We start from the raw sequence: 20799 nt of genomic DNA, 5'->3' as shown, positions 1-20799 counted from the left end.
CGACTGCCTTCTGAACGTTGACGTATGCTGGGAGGGGAACGAAGCGCCCGAAGGCGACGTTCACCCCATACCCGACCTTCCACCGCCCGATAATTGACGCATGAACCCCTGGAAGCATGTCATCGCGAAGTTGTCCGACACTGGACCTCTTTTGGCTCACTGGCATCTTTACTCGGGCGTAGCGTTCTACATGTACGTGCCGAGGAAGTCAGACATCGGCTCGGAGACTATCAAGCCCGACTCCGAAGTGCGCTTTGAGGAAATAGCGCGGCTGGACATCATGCGCTCCCTGCGCCTTGGAGGCTTGGAGGCAACAAACGACCTCGACGTATGTCAACGTGCTGTTGCTTCAATTCCGGAAATAGCCTTGCAGGAAATCGAAGGCGGCATTCAGCTGAGTCTGCGCGGCACCGAAGTCCGCTAGTGGCCGAAGCCGGGCCTAGCTACTTGTGAGCGCAGCACCGCAAGGCTGACTGTAAGCGTCCGGTAAAGGCATCCGGCTGACGCCAGTCCCGCTCAAGCGTCAGAGTCGCTCCACCTCTTCGGCGCCCAGCTTGAACCGCTGGCCCGTGGATTCGGTGCCATGCACCTCGAATTCCGTTGCAGCGTCTCTGAGCGAGCTGCGGATGCTGCGAAGCAGCTCAACGGGCATGCCGCGATCCGGATCACTGGTATATCGGCACACCGACGTCTGCGTCTCGCTTGCTGGCACGAGATGGGTTCGAGCAATGTCGATGTCGTTGAAGTCCCCTAATGTGCCCAGTGCCCACTCGTATTCGTTCTCAGCGTCGAACTCGACGGGGGCCAGCCCGATTCGTTCGGCAAGCTCCTCGAGCGAGAGCCCGGTTCTGAAGCTGATCGACAGGTATGTCTTCATCGAGTAAGTTGTGTTGTTGACTTCACTCTTGACATTCTCCTCGCCAGCAATGGGGCAGGAGCTCATTGATGCGGCTGGCCGGCTGCGTCGGCAGCAGTTCCAGCACGTCGCGCAAGTAGGCGTAGGGTTCAAGCTCGTTGAGCTTGGCCGAGTGAATGAGGCTCATCACGGCCGCGCCCTGCTGTTTGCGGAATACAAGCTCTCGCGCCGCAGCAAGCTGTATGCGGAACTGGACCGTACGCATTGGAGTGGAGGGTTTCAGGGCGGGCAGAACAAGGATGTGGCTACGGGGGTGACTGCGGGGTTGATGCATAGCTTCTGAGGGGCGCTGCGAGCACTCGCCCCATTGCCAGCTCAGCCGCTCAGCTTTTTGAACGGCGTGTCGGAAGTGATCCAGCCCTTGCCTTGGGGGCAGATCACTTCCTTGTAACGCAGCTCCTTTTCAAAGCTCCACTGCTGGCCGAGTGCGCAAACGTCCCCTGCGTTGAGGACAAATGCCACCGTCTGTGGATCGCCTTTTTTCAGCAGAACATCGACGCTTTGCGTCGCTTCCCACCGCCCACTCGGTGACTGGCTGCATCCCAAAGTTGCCAGCAACGCCATGATCGCGCCCCTTCGCAGTACGTTTTTCATCAACGGCCCTTCTTGTAGTTGTCGCGCTTCAGAACTCTGTCGGATCGAGAGATGGCGATCAGAAGCTCTTTGGGAGAGACCATACGCGATGAAGACGGAACCATCTGGAACCGTGGGTCATGGGCAAGAATCCCAGCGATCTCAAGCGCTTCAGCCACATTGGTAGAGCAGCTGTTGTCTGTAAGACTGTATGGCTTCTGGGCGGCGACACGGCTGTCAAGTTCAGACTTGATTTTTGCCTTTCCGCCAATGAAACTCGCAAAGTCAGCCCCACAACATCCCGGTACTCCAAGTTGGAACTCAAATAGCCAGATCTTTCAAGAACGGCGTAGCGGCTGTGCGACTGGCTATAGACCTTGCCATCCAAATCAATCGCGGCGTGCCCCCACTGCGATCCTGTGCTGATCAAACGTCCATCAAAGATCAGCACCTCAATCGTTGATGCTTGCTGTACAGGCTCTACGCGCATGCGTTGCGCCATTCTTCTCTCGTAGCCAAAAATCGCAGGCGGCTGCTTCAGGAGCTCGAACATACGCGTCGCTGGTGCTATACGCCCCTTGATCATCACCTGATCACCGGTCAATAGCTGAAACGCCTCGATAGCACGCTCCAGTTCCTGGGACCATCTTCCATCTACCCGCAACTGTCTGCGGCAAGGATCACGTTCAAAGTGCCCATTGAGCAATTTCTGAACAACCACCACGTCCTTGGGATGGTTCATTGCCGAACGGCCCACTGGGCCCGAAATTTTCTCAGTCTGTGACACTCCCGCTCCCTCCGTAGCTATGCATCATGAAAACGATAGTTATAAGCTATCAACGAAGAATGCATAGCTTTATCTGATAGAGGTACACAGGTTTCACGCATGCTCAGGTCACGAGAGCCCCTGCAAACTGCTCTTGCTTACCCTCGAGAGGGCCGAAAACTCCGTTTCCAACGACACTGGACCACCGCAGGAAGGAAGCCGCTGTGGTCATACGCTGACGGGCTACACGAAACGTGCTGTCTGCCCACTTTGCGACGGGGTCACGTCTTTAACGTGAGGCGCACTTCGGCCAGCACCGGACTTTCGATGCCAACACCCATCTTTGCTCAGGAGACCCTGTGAATCACGTAATCGAGGACTGAACGGCAAAGCCGCCACTGCTGGAAGACCCGACATATCCAGGGCGCACCGGCGGGTACGTGGCGCGCATCACCGGGAAGCTTTTGCAGGAAGCGGCGATTGCTGGGCATCGTCAATTGTTTTTGCCCTCGCCGACTTCGGCGACGAGCTCGTGCGTGTATTTGGGCCCGGACGCCAGAGGAACGCCATTGTTCGAGGTGCCTGGCGAGTTTTACGCCGCCGTCTTTTCGCGAATCAAGACTCTGTTCGATCCTGATGCGGTAGACGACGCAGGGGTGCGCATCGTAGCGTACGGCGGTTGTTCATTTGCAATCTCCATCACCGCTCCCTTAGCGGAGCATTGCGGTGCATCGCTCAGCATCCGTCTAGCAGGAGTGGACGAGGTAGACGCCAAGGATGGGGGATAGTGGGCATGGCCTGCAAGAATCGGCCATGAACAGTCAGCCACAGCAGACTTCCGAGCGGCGGCTTAAGGCTGATTGCGGTAGGTGGCAGAAACCGCCTAGAACGACGGCAAACAATACAAACAGACGCTCAAGGCCGCCGGGCACTCATGCTTCCGACCGCAGCAGACTTATACCCCCTTGTTACCCGTGGATAGCTTCAGACCAGTCAAGAGCAAAAGTACCCTGGACATCAGCAAAACTGCGCACGCTTTCTTTGCAAAGTGGCTCTTGTGCCTCACGCTCAATGTGACCAACTCCTCGGTAACCTCGTCGGGCCGAATAGCCTTGCACCGCCGATTGCGCAGTCCGCGCGCTGTCTCTCCAGGGATGGGGCAGTCAATGCAGCCGGGGTAGAATTTTGCTGACCGGTGCTTGCGGTCGTCGTAAACGTGCCAACTCGTAATGCATTCACCCAAACTAAGACTTGACTTGAAGCTGCGCTAGAATTTCCAATATACCTTAGTCAGTGATCCGGTCGAGAATTAATTATTAATCTAACGGAGGATAAATTGATAAAATCAAAGGCCGTCAAAGTCGACCAGAATGTCTCCGGATTTACCTGGGAGGTCACCGATTTTAAGGAGTTGGCCAAACTGATTGCCATAGTAGCGGTCGGCCAAGCTGCGCATGCAGCACGCATATTGGAAAAACTGGAGCCTAATCAACCAGCGTTCTCTGATGGCCTCATGAACGCAGACGCATGTGAGCAGCTGACTATTCAGGCCGGGCTGAAACCTAAAAGCGAAATGGCGGCGCGGGCACATCGTGACGGTTTCTTGTTCGAGTGCATTTCCTGGGTCATTACCCGTCAAGGTGCTAATGAACGGACGTTTCACAAGGATCCCCATACAAGTCCAACCTCGCAGGGTCTCGATGGCTTGATCGTCGAACTGGACGCCAAGATCTCAACAATAAAAGCCGTGACGATCTGCGAGGACAAATGCACGATCAATCCAAGCAATTTATTCAAGTCCCAGGTTATGAAGACCTTCAAGCAACACCATGGTAGGAAAAAGCGCAGCCGTGAACTACTGACGACAGCGGTAGACCTCATCAAGACCGGATTTCCGGATCAGACAGCGGCCACACGGGCCGCCGCGAAGGTTTCAGATCTTGGTTGCCGCATCTACCGGGCTGCACTCACAGTTGATTCCAGCACGTCCACAGCGGAGAAGAGGGCGAAGCTCTTCGAGGGCTACAGTAGCCTTGCAGGTATAACGAAGGCTCAACGCGTTGGCGCGACGTTTGTGGTGAACGGCGATCTTAGAAATTGGTTTCAGCAGCTCGCAGATGCGGTGATTACGGAAATCAAGAGCGGTAAGGTCAAAAATGTTTGATTCTGAAACTGCAGGTCTGCTGGAGTCTGCGCCTGGGGTTCCTGGACTTAATCCTCAAGCCTTGCCGCAGTTGTTGACGCGGCATTATGCGGAGCTCGTCGCCAGGCGACTGCGCGGAGGTCACCCAGGCGAAGATGATCAAGATGGCTTGGAATGGTCTTTAGAGCGCATTGCCGATACCTACGAGATCATTGCGTCAGTCAGCGATGATCAGACCAACAGGCGTCCAGCAGCCTTTGTCGCCGGCACCGCCCAGCAAATCTTGGCGCGTGAGAATGAGGTTACGCAAGGAGATGGGCCGGTGGTGCCTATTGACCGTGACCAGCTCAGTGCATCGATGGCTGCGGCACTTTTGTTTTTCATTGCCGAGCAATATGCCGACGCGTATGAGGCTGGTGGCGCGATAGACACGCGTGGAGAAGATGTCGAAACGAAGCGTTTGGCTGCGCATGTACGAGACCTAGTACGGGGCAGGGTCGCCGCGATCGTACAACGCGCGAGCCAAGGGGCTGCGGTGGCTGATCAGGATCTACCTTTGCAGGCACGTGCTTTTCGGCGGCTCGTCAGCACTCTCGCCGACGGCATCGAATACTTGGCGCGCTACGTGCTGTCTGAGCCGGACCGCGATGGCAAGAGCAACAGGAGGCGTGCCAGAGAACTGTTCCAACAGGTACTCGAGCTATCTGGTCATTCCGGTAAATGGGGAGGGTTGGAAGGGGCCCTGCGTACGTCCTACCCTGGTCCTGCCCATCTGGCGTCGCTCCTGCTTGCCGCAAGTCACGGAATCGGCGCTGCTTGCTTGACCCGGCTTCCTGCGCCGAAAGGGTCAGACACAACCTTCTGGAGCGCGTGGCTGCGGTTCAGAGCGCAGGACAACCCCTACATCTGGCCCAATCACAGGGAGGCAATCAAGGAAGACTTTCACCGAATAGGCAGCAATGCTGTGTTGGTGCTTCCTACAGGAGCGGGCAAGACGACGGTATCGACCCTGAAGATTGCAGCCACCCTGGCCAGCGGCAAGAAAGTCGTTTTTCTCGCACCGACCCATGCCCTTGCCGAGCAGGTCACCGATGACCTGCAGGAGCTATTTCCCACTGATCAGTTCGATTTGAAGGTGTCGGCTGAATTCGATTCGCTTCTGGTCGGGGACAGTACCTTGCAGAATATTGAGGTCATGACGCCCGAAGGCTGCTTGGCCATGTTGTCGTATTCCTCGGAGTCATTCGCCGATGTCGGTCTCTTGGTCTTTGACGAATGTCATCTGCTGAGTCCGGAAAGCAAAAGAATCGGACGAGCCCTGGACGGGATGCTCTGCCTCTTGGCCTTTTGTCAGGCTGCGCCTGATGCCGACCTGCTGTTCTTGTCCGCAATGCTCCGAAACGGAGCCGCTTTTGGCGAGTGGATCAAGTATTTGACGGGTCGAGACTGTGCCGTCGTCGAACTGCTGTGGAAGCCCAGTCGACAAGCCCGAGGGGTAGTGGTCTATCGACGTAGCGATATCTCCGCGGCTGAGGAGAGGGCCCATGCCATCCAAAGCCACCTGGACTTACAAAAAGGTAAGGCCAAGTCGCTCCGTAAGCCCGCAGAAGCGGCACTTACAGCAAGGCCTTACGCCCTCTGGGGCCTGCGCCATAACTGGGCCGATGTGCCGGATTCTCAAGCCCTGACCACAATCTCGGAGGACGAATTCCAACTGAGCGGCCGAAATGGTCGTGGTCGGGTGACAGCGTTGCCTAATGCCAACGAAACGGCCGCCCAGATTGCCATCGCCGCGGCCCAAACTGGTACCAAGTCTATCGTTTTCGTAAACGCAAAAAACGTGTCGGTGAGCACGGCAGAGAAGATTTCCAAGGCACTCAAGCAGGAGATCAGACTTTCGAATGCAGAAAAGGCTTTGTGGTTGAGCATTACTGCGGAGCTAGGCGACTCGAAGCATTCCGTTTTTGGTGCTGGCAACTTTAAGGCAGTTCCGCACAACGCCGCCATGCTGCGCATCGAGCGCAAGCTGTCCGAGCATTTGTACAAGCGGCCTGACGGCGCTATGGCAATCATCGCCACGCCGACATTGGCACAAGGCTTGAATCTACCCGCTCAGCTTGCGCTGCTCGCTGGGGACAAGCGCACTGTCGAGGAAGGAGAAGGACGGGAAGACTTAGAAGCGCATGAGGTGCTGAATGCCGCTGCGCGTGCTGGGCGTGCCGGTCATTTGGCCAACGGCGTCGTGCTGCTGGTGCCGGAGCCGGTGGTGTGCTTTGCCAAGCAGAAAGGGGAAAAAGCGGCGCTTGCAAAACTCAGGGCGGTGCTGCCTGAAGACGACCGCTGCGTGGACATCACCGATCCGCTGGAAAAGATACTGGATCGCATTGCTGATGGAGAATTCCTCGACAAGGAGGTTCGCTATACCGTCAATCGCCTCGCAACGATCGCGGCATCCGATGGGGATACGTCGCAGATGGACCGAATCATGGGCCGCTCGCTTGGTGCGTTCATGGCTCGTCAGCAGGCTCGAGAGGATGAATACACCGCCAAGATCTTAGGGCTCTGGACTGAGGTCCAAGAGGCAGTGGAAGATGAGCCCAAGGAGGTTGTGCTGCGGTTGGCCTCGAAGACGGGGCTGCCGTTGGATCTCCTGGAGCGTCTTCGTCAGAGGCTTAGCAAGACATCGGATGATTTGCCCTTATCGGTTGTTCAGTGGGTTACTTTCATTTTTGATTGGCTCAAGGCCGATACCCAGTCTCGTGACCATCTGCTTGCCGGTGTGAAGGACGCTGCACTCAAGGCTGCTGGCGAGCCGACAAAAGGTGAACTGAAGAGGGGTACGCTTGTCGCCATCGAACCAGGTGTCATTGCCTGGTTAGAGGGTCGGCCGTTCAATGATATCGAAAGGATTCTGAAAGGCGATCCAGATGCCACTGCGCCTACAAAGGCCATGTGTCCTCGGGCGCGTGCGCTAACCTCCACTTTCATCGCTCGTGGTCTGTCGTTTGTCGCGGGTGTGGTCTCCAGGATGGTCATTGAGATGGAAATCGGCTTGGACGATGCGGGCGAAGCGTCTGATGTTATCCGTGCCTTGTCTGTCGCAGTTCGACGCGGATTCGATAGCTCTGCGAAGCTGACGTTTGCCAATCGCCATCCACAGATATTGAGCCGAGTCGAACTCCATCAGGCATATGCTGATGCACCCCTCGATGAAGATTCAGAATTCGACTAAAACTAGGACCTGTAACGTTGGCACCATAAATTAGAAATATCCTAGATAGGCTGTCGCGATCCGGTGCATGCCATTCAAACAGCCGCCGCTTTTGGTCCAACCAATAACTGATGAAAGTGCTGCCAAAAAATCCTCGGCGAAGTAAAAACCTACTGTGTTTTATGACCAGTATACTTATGGCCTCCAACGAGATGAAATTGCTGGAAGCGCTGCTTCTGGTCAATACGCGAGGGATGAGGTCGGTATGTTCCAGTGTCCAGTGACAGCGAAGTTGAGGTTCCATCGTGCGAACCTCAGAAGGCAGTTTGCCGCAAAGTGGGTGTCTTTCGCCCCTCCATCAGAACGACAGCAAACGCTGCGCTGATGCTGCCCCCGTATTCTCGACCCCACCTTCGCAATAAAGCACCTGATCAGCCCCTGCCGCCTGTTGCCGCCTGAACTCCCGAGGCGAACGCATTTTCAACGAAGAATGCGGATGCACCTCGTTGAAGTGCTCGAAGGCCGCTGGCAGTTGCGCCAGTACCGTCTGCGCATCACGCAAGTCCACGCGCGCCACATAGTCGTGCTTGAAGATGTTGACGAAGCTCTCGGCCATGCCGTTGCTCTGCGGGCTGCAGGGTATAGTGTTGTAACGAAATCGCTCACGGATGTGATCTAGTAACCGTGTGGCATATTACATAGGAGGAGTCACGGGTTTCATTGTTGAATTTAGCACTGTATTTATGCTCAGCATATAGACCACAAAGCCGGGCTACAAGCCCATTTTTGTGCCAATTTAGACCGCAAGCACCAGATGTGGCCTGCAGGTTGGCACTGTCTAAACTACGCGGGAATCCATGACCAACTCTCACATCGCATTGGACCACGTCGGGTCGGCCAGCCGCCCCTCGCAGTTCAGCTTAAAAGTTAGACTAAAGTAACAATGCTCTTTTGAGCTGAGGCAGATTTTCATTCAAAAACCGACGGAGAGACCATATGGCTCATGAAGTTACGCTCGATATTGCTACCAAGTTCGTTCTACACAAGGACGTCAAGATTGAAGTGAAAACCGACGAAGGAAAACTTGGTACTTTGCTCGTTAGCAAGGGGAACATCGAATGGCTCCCTAAGGGCAACTATGTGAACAAGAAGCGCCTTACTTGGACAAAGTTTGCCGAGCTCATGCAGGCTGAAGGCAAGGCCGTCAAGGTCAAAAAGAAGGCTGCTGCCTAACCTCGCATTCCAGCGGACCACCTTTGGAGCCCGCGAATACTAGCGTTAGGCATCCAAACATCGCAGAACGGTTCTACAAAGGAGAACTTCATGGCTCAATGCACAGCCCCAGTAAATGGTCACCGCACTTCAAGCGCCGCAGCCAACTGCCCTGCATGCGGCAGTCGCTATGGTGGCTATCGGAGCAGCTACGGCTACGGTAGTGGATACGGATCGTCCAACTCGTCAGGCGGCGGAACCAGCTACGGCGGCGGTAGCAGGTCCAGCGGAGGCGGCTCTAGGCCGCGCTGGTCGCGGACCGGCTCCTCCGTCTTGTACACGCCAGCCCAGGTGGCATCGCTTACTCCAGTTCGCGAGGCGGTTGAGGCCCAAGCGGCGGCAAGGCCAGATCTGCGTGATTGCTTCCTCTGTCATGCGTGGGATGATCGCCGAGGGGCCGCCAAACAACTGCACGACCTCCTTGAGGCGGCTGGCGTAAAAGTGTGGTTTAGCGAGAAGGACTTGGGTCTTGGCGTTCCGATGATGCGCGCGATTGACAAGGGCTTGGCCGCCTCAAAGATTGGGCTTGTTCTTGTGACCCCCGCACTGCTAAAGGGACTGCCGAAAGAGGGCGTCGCGGACAAGGAACTGTCAACGCTTCTGGCGGGTAACCGGCTCGTGCCGATCGTCCACGATACAACATACGCGGAACTCCGCGAGGTCAGTCCAATGCTTGCTTCGCGAAGCGGTCTAGACACTTCGGAAGATTCGATGGCCGTAGTCGCGACCAAAATCGCCGAGCTCGTTGCAATCTGGAGTTGAGCGAATTGAATAAAAATCGGACGGCTGATGCCTAACCATTCCATTGAGGGGAGGCCCATGAGACTACGCCGGTCGGCCCCCCCTCATGTCAGACGTTGAATGTCTGCTGCTTGATCCCACCACGGACGAACGAACGTCTCTTCCTGGGCTCCACAGCGGCCTGTAGGCAGCATCGGACCAAAGTCAGCAATCGCTGCAAAGCCGCCACCCCCCCACAGATCAGCATCACCAAATGGGTCGATATCAGATCAGAAGCTAGACGATCGGCCAAGCCAGCGGCTCAGTTCCGAGGGAGAGCCCAATTGCTTGGCTCTGCGACTGCCTCATCCCAAGCGTATGCACAAGCATTCAAGTTTCCACGACGGATGAAAGAGTCAGCCACCGAGCAACGCCAGACTCAGAGCTTGGCCCCGACCCATATGGCTCGCCCTTGCACCAGACCCTCTGCCTTTCCGGCAATGACGATATCCGGGTGCTCGCTTTTATCGGCGTTGTCAGCCACGGCATACCAAACATCGCCTAGCCGCTGAAAGCGCCGCACAAGCATCTGCCCTCCCCACACGAATGCATAGACGCTGCCACGGCGCGGCGTTTGATCCGCACGATTCAGCAGGAGCACCGCACCGTCCCGGATCGTGGGCTCCATGCTGGTTCCTGCCACATGGACGAGGGCCGCGTTCACCGCACTGACACCAACTGAGCGCAAAAAGTCGCGCCGGAACTGCAATGCGCCAAGCTCCGCCACAAGAGCGTTGCCAACATCCGAGTCTTCGGCCACGCCGACGCTGAGTTGCGAGACCTGAACGAAGTCGCTGTGTTCTTCATCCCCGTCAAGGGAGTATTTCGGCAGATTCAGCGCCTCTTCTATCTCGCGCGCCAGCTTCGCGCCTATGGGCTTTCTCCCTCTCAAGCGATCAGACCAATAACTCGATGTCCGGCCAAGTCGATTGATCAACTCCGAAGGGGAGCCCGAGTTGTCGCCCTTCCGACTGGTCCAGCCCAAGCGCAGGCAAAGGGCATTCAAGTTCGCACAACGGATATTTGACGTGTCGCTCATGGGTGTACTTGAGCCCACGAATTACACCAAAGGGTGTTGACAAGAAGTGATTCCAACGATGCAATGGCGATTGATCGTTTCTATGAATGCACGCTTTCCCTTATTCCATGCGCATCACCCACCACTTCACCCCCGGCCTGCGCTTCGCTGCGCGCTGGAAGTACGCCGCCCGCGCGCCATCGGGGCGGGCCTGTTGGTCGCGGCTGCCGCTGGGGCAGCCGGATGCGGGCAGAGCCGATCCGCATGGCGCCTGGTGGTGTGTGCGGCGCTGCGCTGCCGTGCTGCGGCGTGAGATGTGGCAGTCGGTGAATCTGCCGCCAGGCATGCCCTTGCGGCCGGGGCCGGAAGATGTGGTGCTGGCCCTGCACGCGCTGATGCCGCGTTGGCAGGTGCAGCTCAGCGCCGGGGCCGGGGCCGGGCACAGTCCGCTGCAGTCCTGCACCCGGGCGCTGCTGGCGGGCGGCGGGGCCGTGCTGCAACTGCAGTCAGAGGCGCTGAACCGGTGCCCGCAGAGCACGTTCTGGGCCTGGGTGATTGGTGTGGAGATGCATCAGAGAATGCTGCCCGCGCCGGTGAAGCCATGGCCGTCATGCCGTGCGCCCCGCCCCGTCGCGCTACTCGCCATTCCCTTTGGCTGGAGCATGCCCTGGGCCTGTGGCTATGCGGCGCGGGTGCAGGTGAACCGCGACGGGCATTGCGATGTGGATGGCATTGACGGGCAGTGGCGCGAGTGCCGCTGTCTGGCTGCAATCACGTTGTCGCCCGCGCAACGCGGCAATGCAGGGCCATTGACGGGGCACGCACCGTGTTGAAGTCCACCAAGACAAGGTCCCACATGGATGAGACCACGCACCTCACCCACCGTTTCACCCGAGGGCTTCGCTTTGACGGACTGTGGACCTACTCGGCGCTCACGCCTTCAGGCCGAGCCTATTGGGCACGGCTGCCGGCAACCCGGGCCGGCGGCATGGCTGCAGCAGATCCACAGCGGGCCTGGTGGTGCGTGCGCCAGTGCGTTGCAGTGCTCAATCGCAGGCCCTGGCGTTCCGCGCATCTGCCCTCTGGCCTGCCTGCGCAGCCGGAATGTGGCGATGTGGCGCTGGCCCTGGGCGCAATGCTTGCGGGCTGGAACGTGAAGGTGCTGGATGACCCCTCGACACAGGCGCCGCTGCTGCGCAGCACCGATGCGCTGCTTGCCGGTGGCTGCTCTTTGCTGCAACTGCAGACCGAGGATTCGAGCGATGGCGTGCAAGCCGTTTTCTGGGCCTGGGTGATCGGCGTGGAAATGCACGAGAGGTTCCAGCGTGCCAAGCGCATTTCAGCCTTTGACATGCCCGGGCGCCCTGGCGCGCTGCTGATCTGGCCCTTCGGCTCGCCCCTGGCATGGAATCACGCCTTGAGGGTGACGGTGGATGGCGAGGGGCTGTGTGATGTGGATGGCCTGGATGCGCGCGCAAGCCGGTACCGCTGCACGGCGGCCATCACGCTGGAGCCACTGAGCAACGACATTGCCATCAACGGCGGCTTCTCCTGACCGGCTTTCCTGACCCGAAGAAATGCAGAACTCCAATCTCACGCCAGAGCAGTACGAGCGGGAAATTCCGCTGGAGCCAAGCAGTCCCGGTCAACGCCTCATCAGCGGCCTGCTCTTTGATGGTCACTGGCAATACAGAAGGCGTGCGGAAGCCGGCAAGACCAGCTGGACACAGCTGCCGATGGCCTCCGACCTTGCTGGCCCGGCCGACCCTTATGGCACCTGGTGGTGCGTTCGCCGGTGCGCCGTGGTTCTGGAGCAGCACCACTGGTTGTTCCTGCGGCTGCCCGTTCACCTGCCCCCGCTTCCCGGCGTGGAGGAACTGGCGCAGATCCTTGATGTGCTGCTGCCCGACTGGGACGTGCAGGCACCTGCGGAATGCGCCCGGACGCCCTTGCTGTGCGCCCAGGCGGTCGAGCAGGGAGGCAGTGCCTTGCTGATGCTGGAGTCACGGGAATGCGAAGGGCCCAAGCCGGGCATTTTCTGGGCCTGGGTGGTGGGGTACGAGCCGGAGCTGCCGTTGTCGTGCACCGACGATTGCGTTGCGTCCGACACATTGCCGTCACCGGGTACGCAGGCCATGGCGCCTCCCAAGGCTTTGCTTGCCCTGCCCTTTGGCTCGACCCTGCCCTGGTCCAGCGGGTACGCCACCCGGATCCAGGTGCAAGCCGACGGGACCTGCCTCCTGCATGATGCGGGCGGCCCGTGGCACCCATGCCAGTGGCTTGGCACGGTCACGCTTGCAGCCAGGCCCGCACCGGCCTGACGGTGGTGGATCTGCAGCCGCAATGCACATGCCCAGGTCTCCCATTCGTACCTTCATGCCCGGCCTGCGCTTCGATACGCAATGGCGCTACGAGGTGGGTACACAGACGCGCAAGACGCGCTGGGCCACACTGCCCACGGTTCCCGATGCCCAGTGCCTGCCCGATCCGCTGGGCGCCTGGTGGTGTGCACGGCGATGCGCTGCCGTGCTGCGGCAACGGGCATGGCTGCAGGTGCAATTGCCGCTGCAGTTGACGCCACAGCCCGGCCCGCAAGAGCTGGCGCAGGTTCTGGCTTTGCTGCTGCCCGGCTGGAAAGCGCAGCTTGAGAATTTCCCCGCCCTCGCTCCGCTGCGTTGTGCCCAAGCCATGCAGCGGGGCGGCAGCGCCATGCTGCTGCTGGAAATGCCAGGTCACAGGTTTCGCTACCCGGCGCTCTTCTGGACCTGGGTGATCGGCATGGAGCGATCACCGCTGCGCCTGCGCTCTGCAAACAATCTCACGCGCCTCGAACCCTATCCACCAGCGCAGCCGCTGCCCGAAGCCTTGCTGGCCATGCCCGCCCGCCGCTCAAGGCCCGGCGCCAACCGCCACGTCACCCGCATCCAGATGGACGCCACCGGGCGCTGCATCTCGGATGACGCCGCCTGGCCATCGGATGGATGCAGGTGGCTGGCCTGCATCACGCTGGAGCAGTTGGGCGCGGGTTGAGCTGTGGCCGCGGCCAGGTGCCCTGCGCAGCACGCCTCAGGTCGGCGTATCCACGTCATCCCAGTCATTGCCCTCGAAGCGCACCAGCCAGTTCAGCGCATGGTGGCGCTCCATGAGCACGTCGGCGTTCAGCCCGGCTGGCGCGGACTGCTGTTGCACCTGGGCCTGGCGCACGATCCAGTGCAGGCGGTAGTGCTGGTCCAGGGCGTCGAGGATTTCGCTGTCGGGCCGCATGTGTGCGGCATGCAGGGCGCCTTGCAGGTCGCCCGCCTGCAGCAGGGTGCGCGAGGTGAGCGGCACGTCGCAGATGGCGTCAGGGAAAGGCAGCGCATCGACCAGGCCCAGCGCCCATTCCAGCAAGTACGCGGCTTCGTAGCGCCAACCGAACTTGGCGATGGCCTCTTCGGAGGGCTGGGCAGTGGCCATGAATTCGCGCTCGTTGGGGGTGAGCGCAGCCTGGGCGGCCGGCAGGCGCTGGAACAGCTGTTCGGGGGTGAGCGGTTCGCCACTGTTCAGTGCTTCGTTCAGTGCGTCGTTCAGTGATTCGGCGCGCACGGCGACGGCTAGCAGGGCGAAGGCGCGGGCGGCGATCTCGTCGGGTGCGCGCATGCGCAGTTCGGGCTCGGAGATCAGCGGCGGCAGGCTGGCCGCTGGCGTGAAGCCGCGCTGCGCCAGCAGCTGTTCGCTACGCTGCTTGCGATGCCAGGCCTGCTGCGGATAGGGCAGCGCAGCCTGGTCATCAGGCTCGGCGCCGCTGGCATCCAGCAGGATGCGGCCCTGCGGATCGCGGATGCTGCCGTCCGTCAGAAAGGCGATGGCGTTGGCGCGCTCCGCCCAGCCGGCAAAGGCATCGAGCTGGGCCGGCGCAATGCCCAGGCTCAGGTGCTGCTGCACGCGCTGGATGTGGCGCATGGCGTGGTAGCGGTTGCGCGTCATCTGCCCATCGCCGCGCCCCAGCACATAGCCGACAAAGCCGGAAAGATGGGGCGCCAGCTCAGGGTCCGCAAGATCGCGGCGCCCGGCCAACGTGTGCGGAAAGTCAAGCGCGGGAAGGTCCCAGACGGTGCAGTAGGCGTTGATGAGTACCTCATCTTCTGCGGCATCCGACTGGGGTTCGTGCGGCTGGTGCTGGGTATGCTGGTGTTCCTCTTGGCGAGCGGGCTCGGGGGCGGGCTTGCTGAATGCGGTCTTGAGGCGGGTGAGGAGATTTTTCATGTTCACGGGATTGGTTCCGGACTTGGTTCCGGGGTTGGTTCCGGGATTGGGAGCGGCAGAAAGCGCCCTGCCTCTTGGCGACGGTACGGCCTGCAGGCGGCGGGTGACTCAGCCCTGCAGCTCCAGCACCGCCATCCGGTCATACAGCGTGGCCCGCGAGATGCCCAGCTGGCGCGCCGTGGCCAGCTTGTTGCCGCTGTTGGCGGCCAGGGTGGCGGTGATGGCCTTGCGCTCCAGCTCGGCCACCTGCTGGGCCAGGGGGCGAAGCAGGTCGGTGTCGGCGGGGCTGTTGTGGGCAGGGGACGGGGCGGGTGCAGTCTCGGGGCCGGGCGCGGGGGCGGCGGGTTCCACGCCGGATGAGCGCAGCACTTCGCGCAGTTGCTCTGCGTTGATGGCGGTGTCTTCGCTGCGCATGGCGGCCTGCTCCAGCACGTTGCGCAGCTCACGGATGTTGCCGCGCCAGGTCTGGCCGGCCAGCAGGGCCAGGGCGTCGGGCAGCAGTTCTGGCGGGGGCATGTCGTTGCGCAGGGCCAGTTCTTCGGAGAGGACTTCGACCAAGGCCGGGATGTCGCGCCTGCGTTCGCGCAGCGGCGGCACGCGGATGGGCAGCACGTGCAGGCGGTAGAAGAGGTCTTCCCTGAAGCGGCCATCGCGCACCATCTGCGGCAGGTCGCGCGAGGTGGCGGCCACCACGCGCACGTCAAAGCGCACGAGCTGGTTGGAGCCCAGCGGTTCGATCTCGCCCTCCTGCAGCGCGCGCAGCAGCTTGGCCTGCAGGTTCAGGGGCATGTCGCCGATTTCGTCGAGGAACAGCGTGCCGCCGTCGGCCAGCCTGAACTTGCCGTCGCGCGGCTTGCGGTCTGCGCCGGTGTAGGCGCCGGGGGCAACGCCGAAGAATTCGGCCTCCAGCAAGGCGTCCGGCACGGCGGCGATGTTGACGGTGACGAAGGGGCCGCCGGTGCGGGCCGATGCCGCGTGGATGGCATGGGCCAGCAGTTCCTTGCCGGTGCCGGTTTCGCCCAGCAGCAGCACGGGGCTGAGCGACTGGGCCGCGCGGCGCGCCTGGCGCTTGACCTCCACGGCCGCCGGGCTGCTGCCGACAAAGCTGGCAAAGCTGTACTTGGCGCGGCGCTCGCCCTGCACGGCCACGCGCAGGCTGCGGTTGCGCTGGGCGGCCAGCTCGCGCCGGGCCTCGTCCAGGTCGCGCTGCAGAACGGCGAATTTGCTGATGAGGGGCTGCAGCGTGGTCTCCGGCTGGTCGAAGAGCACGATGCCGATGGCACCGATGACCGCGCCCGCATCGTCCTTGAGCGGGATGCGGCTGACCACGAAGGTGCCGGCGCGGTTGGTGAGCAGGTCGATGAGTACGGGCTCGCCGGTTTCCAGCACCCGGCGCATGCGGGTGTTGGGGATGACGTCCTCGACCATGTGGCCCAGGAAGTCGTCCACCGAGGCCACGCCCAGGTCGGGCAGGAAGCGCTGGTACCCCTCGTTGACCCAGACGATGCGCCCTGCCCTGTCGGCCAGGAACATGCCCTGGCTCATGGTGGAGAACAGCTGGAACATGGAGCGCGCTGCCAGCGCGAGGATGCCGTCGGCATCGAGCGGCAGGGGCTGGACCAGGGTGGGTGTGGGCGGCATGGATGGCATCCTAGCCGAGTCGCCTTGGGTCCCCTTGAGATCCCTTTTTGCAGCCTGCGGGTCTGCCGCGCTCAGCCCTGCGCGATGGCGACCTGGGCGCAGATGGCGCGGCACATCTGCGCCGCCTGCGCGTTGGCGATGAAGTAGTAGATGCTGACGCCTTCGCGACGCCGGCCCAGCACGCCGGCCTGGTACAGCGTGTTCAGGTGCTGGGACATGTTGGGCTGCGTGGTGGTGATGTCGGCGAGCAGTTCGGTCACGTTCTTCTCGCCATGGCACAACACGCTGATGATCTTCAGGCGCACGGGCGCCGCCATGGCACGGAACAGCTCCGCAGCGCTCTCGAACACGCTGTCGTCGCTCAGGTCCATGCTGTCATTGCGGCTGTCCATAGGCGTCTGTCATCCTGGTAATGGAGGGTGGGCGGTTGGCGGGCCGGCATGCTCGCCGCCCCATCGGGCTAGTTTATAGCCCGCAGAGCGGCAGCGCAGGCTCGGCCCGGCTCGGGTTCGGCTTGATCTACGGCAAGGCGCCGTGTCATGGCTCAGAAATCAACCGTGGCCGACAGCATGAAAGTGCGCGGCGCGCCCAGACCCAGGCTGGTCCACAGCGGCGTGGCCCAGTAGGCCTTGTTGGCCACGTTGGTGATGCTGCCGCGCAGCGTGAGCGGGTGGCCGGCCGCCGTGGTCACATAGCGCGCGCCAACGTCGAACACGGTGCGGCCCGGCACGGACAGCGAGTTGTCGGCATTGATGTACTGCCTGGATGCCGTGGTGGCATTGGCCGTCAGCGTCAGGCCCTGCAGGGCAGGCACGTCCCACTCCACGCCCAGCTTGCCCTGCAGCCTGGGCACGCCCGCCGCCAGCTTGCCCTGGTTCACGCCGCCTGCCGTGCGGGTGAGCTTGGGCTGTACGTAGGCAATGCCGCCCATCAGGCGCACGCCCGTGGCCACGTTGCCGAAGAAGCCCCATTCCACGCCCCGGTTGCGTTGCTCGCCGCCAAAGGAGAAGACGTTGGAGACAGGATCGGTGTAGCCGTTGGGGCGCTGGATCTCGTAGAGGCTGAAGGTGTGGGCGAAGTCGCCCAGGTCCAGTTTCAGGCCCAGCTCCTTTTGCCTGGATTTGTAGGGAGCGAACACTTCGCCCGCGTTGGCCGCCGTCATGGGTGCGGTGGCGCCCTGGCTCAGGCCTTCGATGTAGTTGGCGTACACCGAGACACGCTCGCTGGCCTTCACCAGCAGCGCGGCGGCGGGCGTGGTGGCGCCTTCGTCATAGCGCGAGGTGCGCGCGCCCGTGGCCACGTTGAAGGTGTCGCTGAGCACCTGCTGGCGGCGCAGGCCCAGGGTGAGCTGCACGCGGTCCTGCGCAAAAGACAGGGTGTCGGCCACGCCGATGCTGGTCAGCCGCAGTTCGGTGCGCGAGATCGGTGGCGCATTGAAGCTGGTGGCCGGGCCCCAGATGGGGTTGTAGATGTTGGTGATCCAGTCCTGGGCCAGCACGTTGCGGCGGCCGAACTGCTTGTCGGTATGCGTGTAGTAGGTGGCGTTGAGCGCCCACTGGTGGCCCACGCCGGCCGTCTGGAACTTGCCCTTGAGGCCGGCCTCGGCCGACTTCTTGTCCATCTCGAATCCCAGGTCGGCCAGGTTGGTGCGGTAGTCGCCGGCCGTGTTGAAGACCTGGATCAGGTAGGCGCCCGTGGAGCGGTACCGGGTCTTGCTGGTGCCCACGGCGGCATAGGCCGTGACGCTGTCGCCCAGGTCAAGCTCGCCGCGCACCATGGCGCCCTTGTCCTTGGTGTCGTAGAAGGCCCAGCTGGGGTTGAGCAGGGTGTCGGCCTTGGGCGGCCTGGGCACGGGCAGGCCTGCGGCCAGGTTGATGCCGCGGTTCAGGCCGTCGGTGCGGTCATCGCTGCTGTACAGGTCGGCCGACAGGCGCGCGCGCTCGCCGCGCCAGTCCAGGCCCAGCGAGGCCAGCCGGGTTTCCTTTTCCTGTTGGTTCACGGCGCCGTCGCCGTCGCGCAGCACGCCGTTGAAGCGGATGCCGAACTGCTTGCGCTCGCCGAACCGCCGGCCCAGGTCGATGTGGGCGCCCAGTTGCGCATCGGACATGAAGGAGGTGGTCAGCCGCGTCAGCGGCTCGTCGCCCGCGCGCTTGGGCACGAGGTTGACCGTGCCGCCCACCGAGCCGCCGGGCGGCATGCCGTTGAGCAGGGCCGATGGGCCCTTGAGCACGTCCACGCGCTCGAACATTTCTGGCGATGCGCGGTAGAACGGCGCCACGCCGAACAACCCGCCAAAGGTCACATCGCCAATGCTGGAGCTGAAGCCGCGAATGGAATAGTTCTCGCTGATGATGCCGGTCATGCCCGTGCTGAACACGGTGGGGTCGGCGGCGGAGATCACGTCGGTGATGTCGCGGGCCTGGCGGTCGGCCATGAATTTCTCGGTGTAGCTGATGGTGTTGAAGGGCGTCTCCATGAAGTCCTTGTCGCCCAGCAGACCCATGCGGCCGCCCGTGGAGACCTGGCCGCCGGCATAGGCTTCGGGCGCCTGCTGAGCCTGTGCGCGCACGGTGACGGCGGGCAGGAGCACGCCGCCCTCCACGGGCGCTGCGGCGTTGCGGTCGCGGCCCAGGGTGTAGCTGCCGTTGGCTTCGCGCAGCGCGCGCAGACCCTGGCCGCGCAGCAGCTCGGCAAAGCCTTCGGCCACGCTGTAGCTGCCCGACAGGCCTGAGCTGCTGCGGCCTTGCAGCAGGCTGGAATCCACCGTCAGTTCCACGCCGGCCGCTGCGGCAAAGGCGTTGAGCGCCTGGCCCAGCGGACCGGCGGGGATGTTGAAGGCGCGGCGGACCTCGCCGGGTGCCGCCCCGGAGGCTGCTCCAGATGCGGCCCCCTGGGCAGCCGCCTGCGCCAGCGCGGACGACATGGCCACGGCCAGGCCGCCCAGTGCCAGGCCCGCCATGCAGAGCATTTGCACGGCGATGGCCGTGTGCCTGGAGACAAAGGCCGGGTGCGGCAGGGCGCGCGATGCGCCGTTCTGTGCGGGGCGGGATGGATGGCGTAGTGCCATGCGGGACTCCTTTCGGTTCGGGTAGGCGTTGGGTGTTTCACCTTGTCTTCCGAATGAGAAAGCCAAACCCTCAATCGAGAATGCGATCAATTTGCAACCGCAGTTGCCACCGGGCCCGCGCCCGCTGCCGGCGCATCGCCGTAGCCCTTGAGCACGTCATCGACCATGAGCTTCACCGAGGTCACGCTGGCCGCCGTGACGTACCAGGCCTCTGAATCGACGAAGACCACGCGGTTGTTCTTCCAGGCGCTGGTCTGGCGCAGCAGCGGGTTGTCCATGCCTGCGGCGTCCATGCCGGGGCGGCGCTGCATGATGGCCGTGCGGTCGATCACGTAGAGGATGTCCGGGTTGGCCTGCTGGATGAATTCGCTGGAGATGGGCTGGCCGTGCAGGTCGGCCTCGGCCGCCGTGCTGGCGGGCCTGACGCCCAGCGCGTTGAAGACAAAGCCGTAGCGCGACTGCGGCCCGAACGAGGTGAAGGCGCCGTTGTTGTGCATGACGATGAGGGCCGTCTCCTTGCGCCCTTCGGTGGCGCGCCGGGCCTGGGCCACCTTGTCGTCCATCTCGGCCGCCTTGGCGCGCGCCAGGTCCTGCTTGCCGAAGATGCGGCCCAGGGTCAGCAGGTGATCGCGCACGGTGTCCAGGTGCCGGGTGCCGCTGTTCCTGAAGTCCACGTCGAAATGCACGGTGGGCGCAAAGCCCGAAAGCTCCTGGTAGGCGCTGGCCTGGATAGGCGAGATCAGTACCAGGTCGGGCTTGAGCGCATGCACGCGCTCCAGGTTGGGCTGGACGATGGAGCCCAGGTCCTGCACGTTGGCATCGTCCTTGTACCGGGCCAGGAAGTGGGGCACGAAGTCCTTGGGCATGCCGGCAATGGGCACGCCGAGCTGGTCGAGGAAGTCGGCCTCGTTCATGTCCAGCGCGGCCACGCGCTGCGGCGGGCGCTCCACCACCGTCGTGCCCAGCTGGTGCTGCACCGTGACGGGCTTGAACTCGCCGGCGCCCGCCGCCTGCGGCGCTGCGGCCTGGGTCGACGGGTTGGCGGGCCGGTCGCAGGCCGACAGGGCCAGGGCAGCAGCCAGGGCCAACATGGGAGCGTGATGGGGAACGCGGAACAGACGGGTCACGGGCTTTCTCTCCTGAAAAATGGGATGCATTGCGTTGGGT

Annotated in this window: 19 protein-coding genes and 3 pseudogenes; 11 read left to right on the top strand and 11 right to left on the bottom strand. The window is 62.0% G+C overall.

From position 1 onward, the window contains the following. Window positions 1–100: 100 nt before the first annotated feature. Window positions 101–424, top strand: a complete 324-nt coding sequence (locus BO996_RS12060) for a hypothetical protein (protein WP_034391624.1) — start codon at window positions 101–103, stop codon at window positions 422–424. A 99-nt stretch (window positions 425–523) separates the two neighbouring features. On the opposite strand, the gene BO996_RS12055 is transcribed toward BO996_RS12060, so the two are convergent. After that, the gene (locus BO996_RS12055) at window positions 524–877 is read right to left on the bottom strand and encodes a hypothetical protein (RefSeq protein ID WP_034391622.1); all 354 of its coding nucleotides are present in this window, start codon (window positions 875–877) and stop codon (window positions 524–526) included. 22 nt (window positions 878–899) lie between these two features. Beyond that, window positions 900–1061, bottom strand: a pseudogene (locus BO996_RS12050) (transposase domain-containing protein); the annotation flags it as partial. Here BO996_RS12050 and BO996_RS29670 point away from each other — a divergent pair. Then, window positions 1047–1199: pseudogene (locus tag BO996_RS29670) on the top strand (porin); the annotation flags it as partial. The pseudogenes BO996_RS12050 and BO996_RS29670 sit on opposite strands and share 15 nt — an antisense overlap. A 32-nt stretch (window positions 1200–1231) precedes the next feature. Here the strand turns inward: BO996_RS29670 and BO996_RS12045 are convergent. Together BO996_RS12045 and BO996_RS29010 are read right to left on the bottom strand one after the other, a co-directional pair. After that, window positions 1232–1510 (bottom strand): hypothetical protein, encoded by a 279-nt coding sequence (locus tag BO996_RS12045; protein WP_156897943.1) that lies wholly within the window; start codon window positions 1508–1510, stop codon window positions 1232–1234. 58 nt (window positions 1511–1568) lie between these two features. After that, the gene (locus BO996_RS29010) at window positions 1569–2231 is read right to left on the bottom strand and encodes a hypothetical protein (RefSeq protein ID WP_156897942.1); all 663 of its coding nucleotides are present in this window, start codon (window positions 2229–2231) and stop codon (window positions 1569–1571) included. Between the two features lie 464 nt (window positions 2232–2695). Here BO996_RS29010 and BO996_RS29005 point away from each other — a divergent pair, with 464 nt between their 5' ends. The 3 genes from BO996_RS29005 (at window position 2696) to BO996_RS12035 (ending at window position 7630) form a co-directional block, all read left to right on the top strand. After that, on the top strand, window positions 2696–3043 hold the full coding sequence (locus BO996_RS29005; protein ID WP_156897941.1) for a hypothetical protein: 348 nt from the start codon (window positions 2696–2698) through the stop codon (window positions 3041–3043). Window positions 3044–3591: 548 nt separating this feature from the next. After that, window positions 3592–4419 carry a hypothetical protein gene (locus tag BO996_RS29000; protein ID WP_071954848.1) on the top strand — a complete coding sequence of 276 codons (828 nt, stop codon included), beginning with the start codon at window positions 3592–3594 and terminating at the stop codon, window positions 4417–4419. Then, the gene (locus BO996_RS12035) at window positions 4412–7630 is read left to right on the top strand and encodes a DEAD/DEAH box helicase (RefSeq protein ID WP_071954847.1); all 3219 of its coding nucleotides are present in this window, start codon (window positions 4412–4414) and stop codon (window positions 7628–7630) included. Before BO996_RS29000 ends, BO996_RS12035 begins: the two co-directional genes overlap by 8 nt. Before the next feature lie 337 nt (window positions 7631–7967). On the opposite strand, the pseudogene BO996_RS12030 reads toward BO996_RS12035, so the two are convergent. Next, window positions 7968–8246 (bottom strand): annotated as a pseudogene (locus tag BO996_RS12030) (integrase core domain-containing protein); the annotation flags it as partial. Window positions 8247–8605: 359 nt separating this feature from the next. Between BO996_RS12030 and BO996_RS12025 the strand changes: the two are divergent. Both BO996_RS12025 and BO996_RS12020 read left to right on the top strand, forming a co-directional pair. Next, window positions 8606–8842 carry a hypothetical protein gene (locus BO996_RS12025; RefSeq protein ID WP_071954845.1) on the top strand — a complete coding sequence of 79 codons (237 nt, stop codon included), beginning with the start codon at window positions 8606–8608 and terminating at the stop codon, window positions 8840–8842. 312 nt (window positions 8843–9154) lie between these two features. After that, window positions 9155–9643: a toll/interleukin-1 receptor domain-containing protein gene (locus BO996_RS12020; RefSeq protein ID WP_232240520.1), complete on the top strand. Its 489-nt coding sequence runs from the start codon at window positions 9155–9157 to the stop codon at window positions 9641–9643. Between the two features lie 397 nt (window positions 9644–10040). On the opposite strand, the gene BO996_RS29665 is transcribed toward BO996_RS12020, so the two are convergent. Then, a complete protein-coding gene (locus tag BO996_RS29665; protein ID WP_083571142.1) occupies window positions 10041–10700 on the bottom strand; it encodes a S24 family peptidase in 660 nt (219 codons plus the stop codon). A gap of 107 nt (window positions 10701–10807) precedes the next feature. On the opposite strand from BO996_RS29665, the gene BO996_RS12010 reads away from it, so the two are divergent. Genes BO996_RS12010 through BO996_RS11995 form a run of 4 tightly spaced genes read left to right on the top strand, consistent with a single transcriptional unit; the run spans window position 10808 to window position 13709 of the window. Continuing rightward, window positions 10808–11512: a hypothetical protein gene (locus BO996_RS12010; protein ID WP_071954843.1), complete on the top strand. Its 705-nt coding sequence runs from the start codon at window positions 10808–10810 to the stop codon at window positions 11510–11512. Window positions 11513–11535: 23 nt separating this feature from the next. Next, entirely contained in the window at window positions 11536–12234 is a 699-nt protein-coding gene (locus BO996_RS12005) for a hypothetical protein (RefSeq protein WP_071954842.1), read from the top strand. Window positions 12235–12256: 22 nt separating this feature from the next. Beyond that, window positions 12257–13000, top strand: a complete 744-nt coding sequence (locus tag BO996_RS12000) for a hypothetical protein (RefSeq protein ID WP_071954841.1) — start codon at window positions 12257–12259, stop codon at window positions 12998–13000. 28 nt (window positions 13001–13028) lie between these two features. Continuing rightward, entirely contained in the window at window positions 13029–13709 is a 681-nt protein-coding gene (locus BO996_RS11995; protein ID WP_232240519.1) for a hypothetical protein, read from the top strand. 36 nt (window positions 13710–13745) lie between these two features. Here the strand turns inward: BO996_RS11995 and BO996_RS11990 are convergent, their stop codons facing one another. The 5 genes from BO996_RS11990 to BO996_RS11970 form a co-directional block, all read right to left on the bottom strand. Further along, complete coding sequence (locus tag BO996_RS11990) at window positions 13746–14924, bottom strand: DUF4272 domain-containing protein (RefSeq protein ID WP_071954839.1); 1179 nt, start codon at window positions 14922–14924, stop codon at window positions 13746–13748. A gap of 108 nt (window positions 14925–15032) precedes the next feature. Further along, window positions 15033–16565: a sigma-54 interaction domain-containing protein gene (locus tag BO996_RS11985; RefSeq protein WP_071954838.1), complete on the bottom strand. Its 1533-nt coding sequence runs from the start codon at window positions 16563–16565 to the stop codon at window positions 15033–15035. A 71-nt stretch (window positions 16566–16636) separates the two neighbouring features. Next, the gene (locus BO996_RS11980) at window positions 16637–16957 is read right to left on the bottom strand and encodes an ArsR/SmtB family transcription factor (protein ID WP_013803351.1); all 321 of its coding nucleotides are present in this window, start codon (window positions 16955–16957) and stop codon (window positions 16637–16639) included. A gap of 152 nt (window positions 16958–17109) precedes the next feature. Continuing rightward, complete coding sequence (locus BO996_RS11975; RefSeq protein ID WP_071954837.1) at window positions 17110–19632, bottom strand: TonB-dependent receptor; 2523 nt, start codon at window positions 19630–19632, stop codon at window positions 17110–17112. A gap of 86 nt (window positions 19633–19718) precedes the next feature. Then, window positions 19719–20723 carry a siderophore ABC transporter substrate-binding protein gene (locus BO996_RS11970; protein ID WP_198041298.1) on the bottom strand — a complete coding sequence of 335 codons (1005 nt, stop codon included), beginning with the start codon at window positions 20721–20723 and terminating at the stop codon, window positions 19719–19721. Between the last annotated feature and the right edge of the window lie 76 nt (window positions 20724–20799).

It is taken from the genome of Delftia sp. HK171, assembly GCF_001886655.1.
Lineage (GTDB): Bacteria > Pseudomonadota > Gammaproteobacteria > Burkholderiales > Burkholderiaceae_C > Comamonas > Comamonas acidovorans.
The sequence above is the reverse complement of the archived record's forward strand: the minus strand, read 5'-3'. Positions and strand labels throughout refer to the sequence as shown.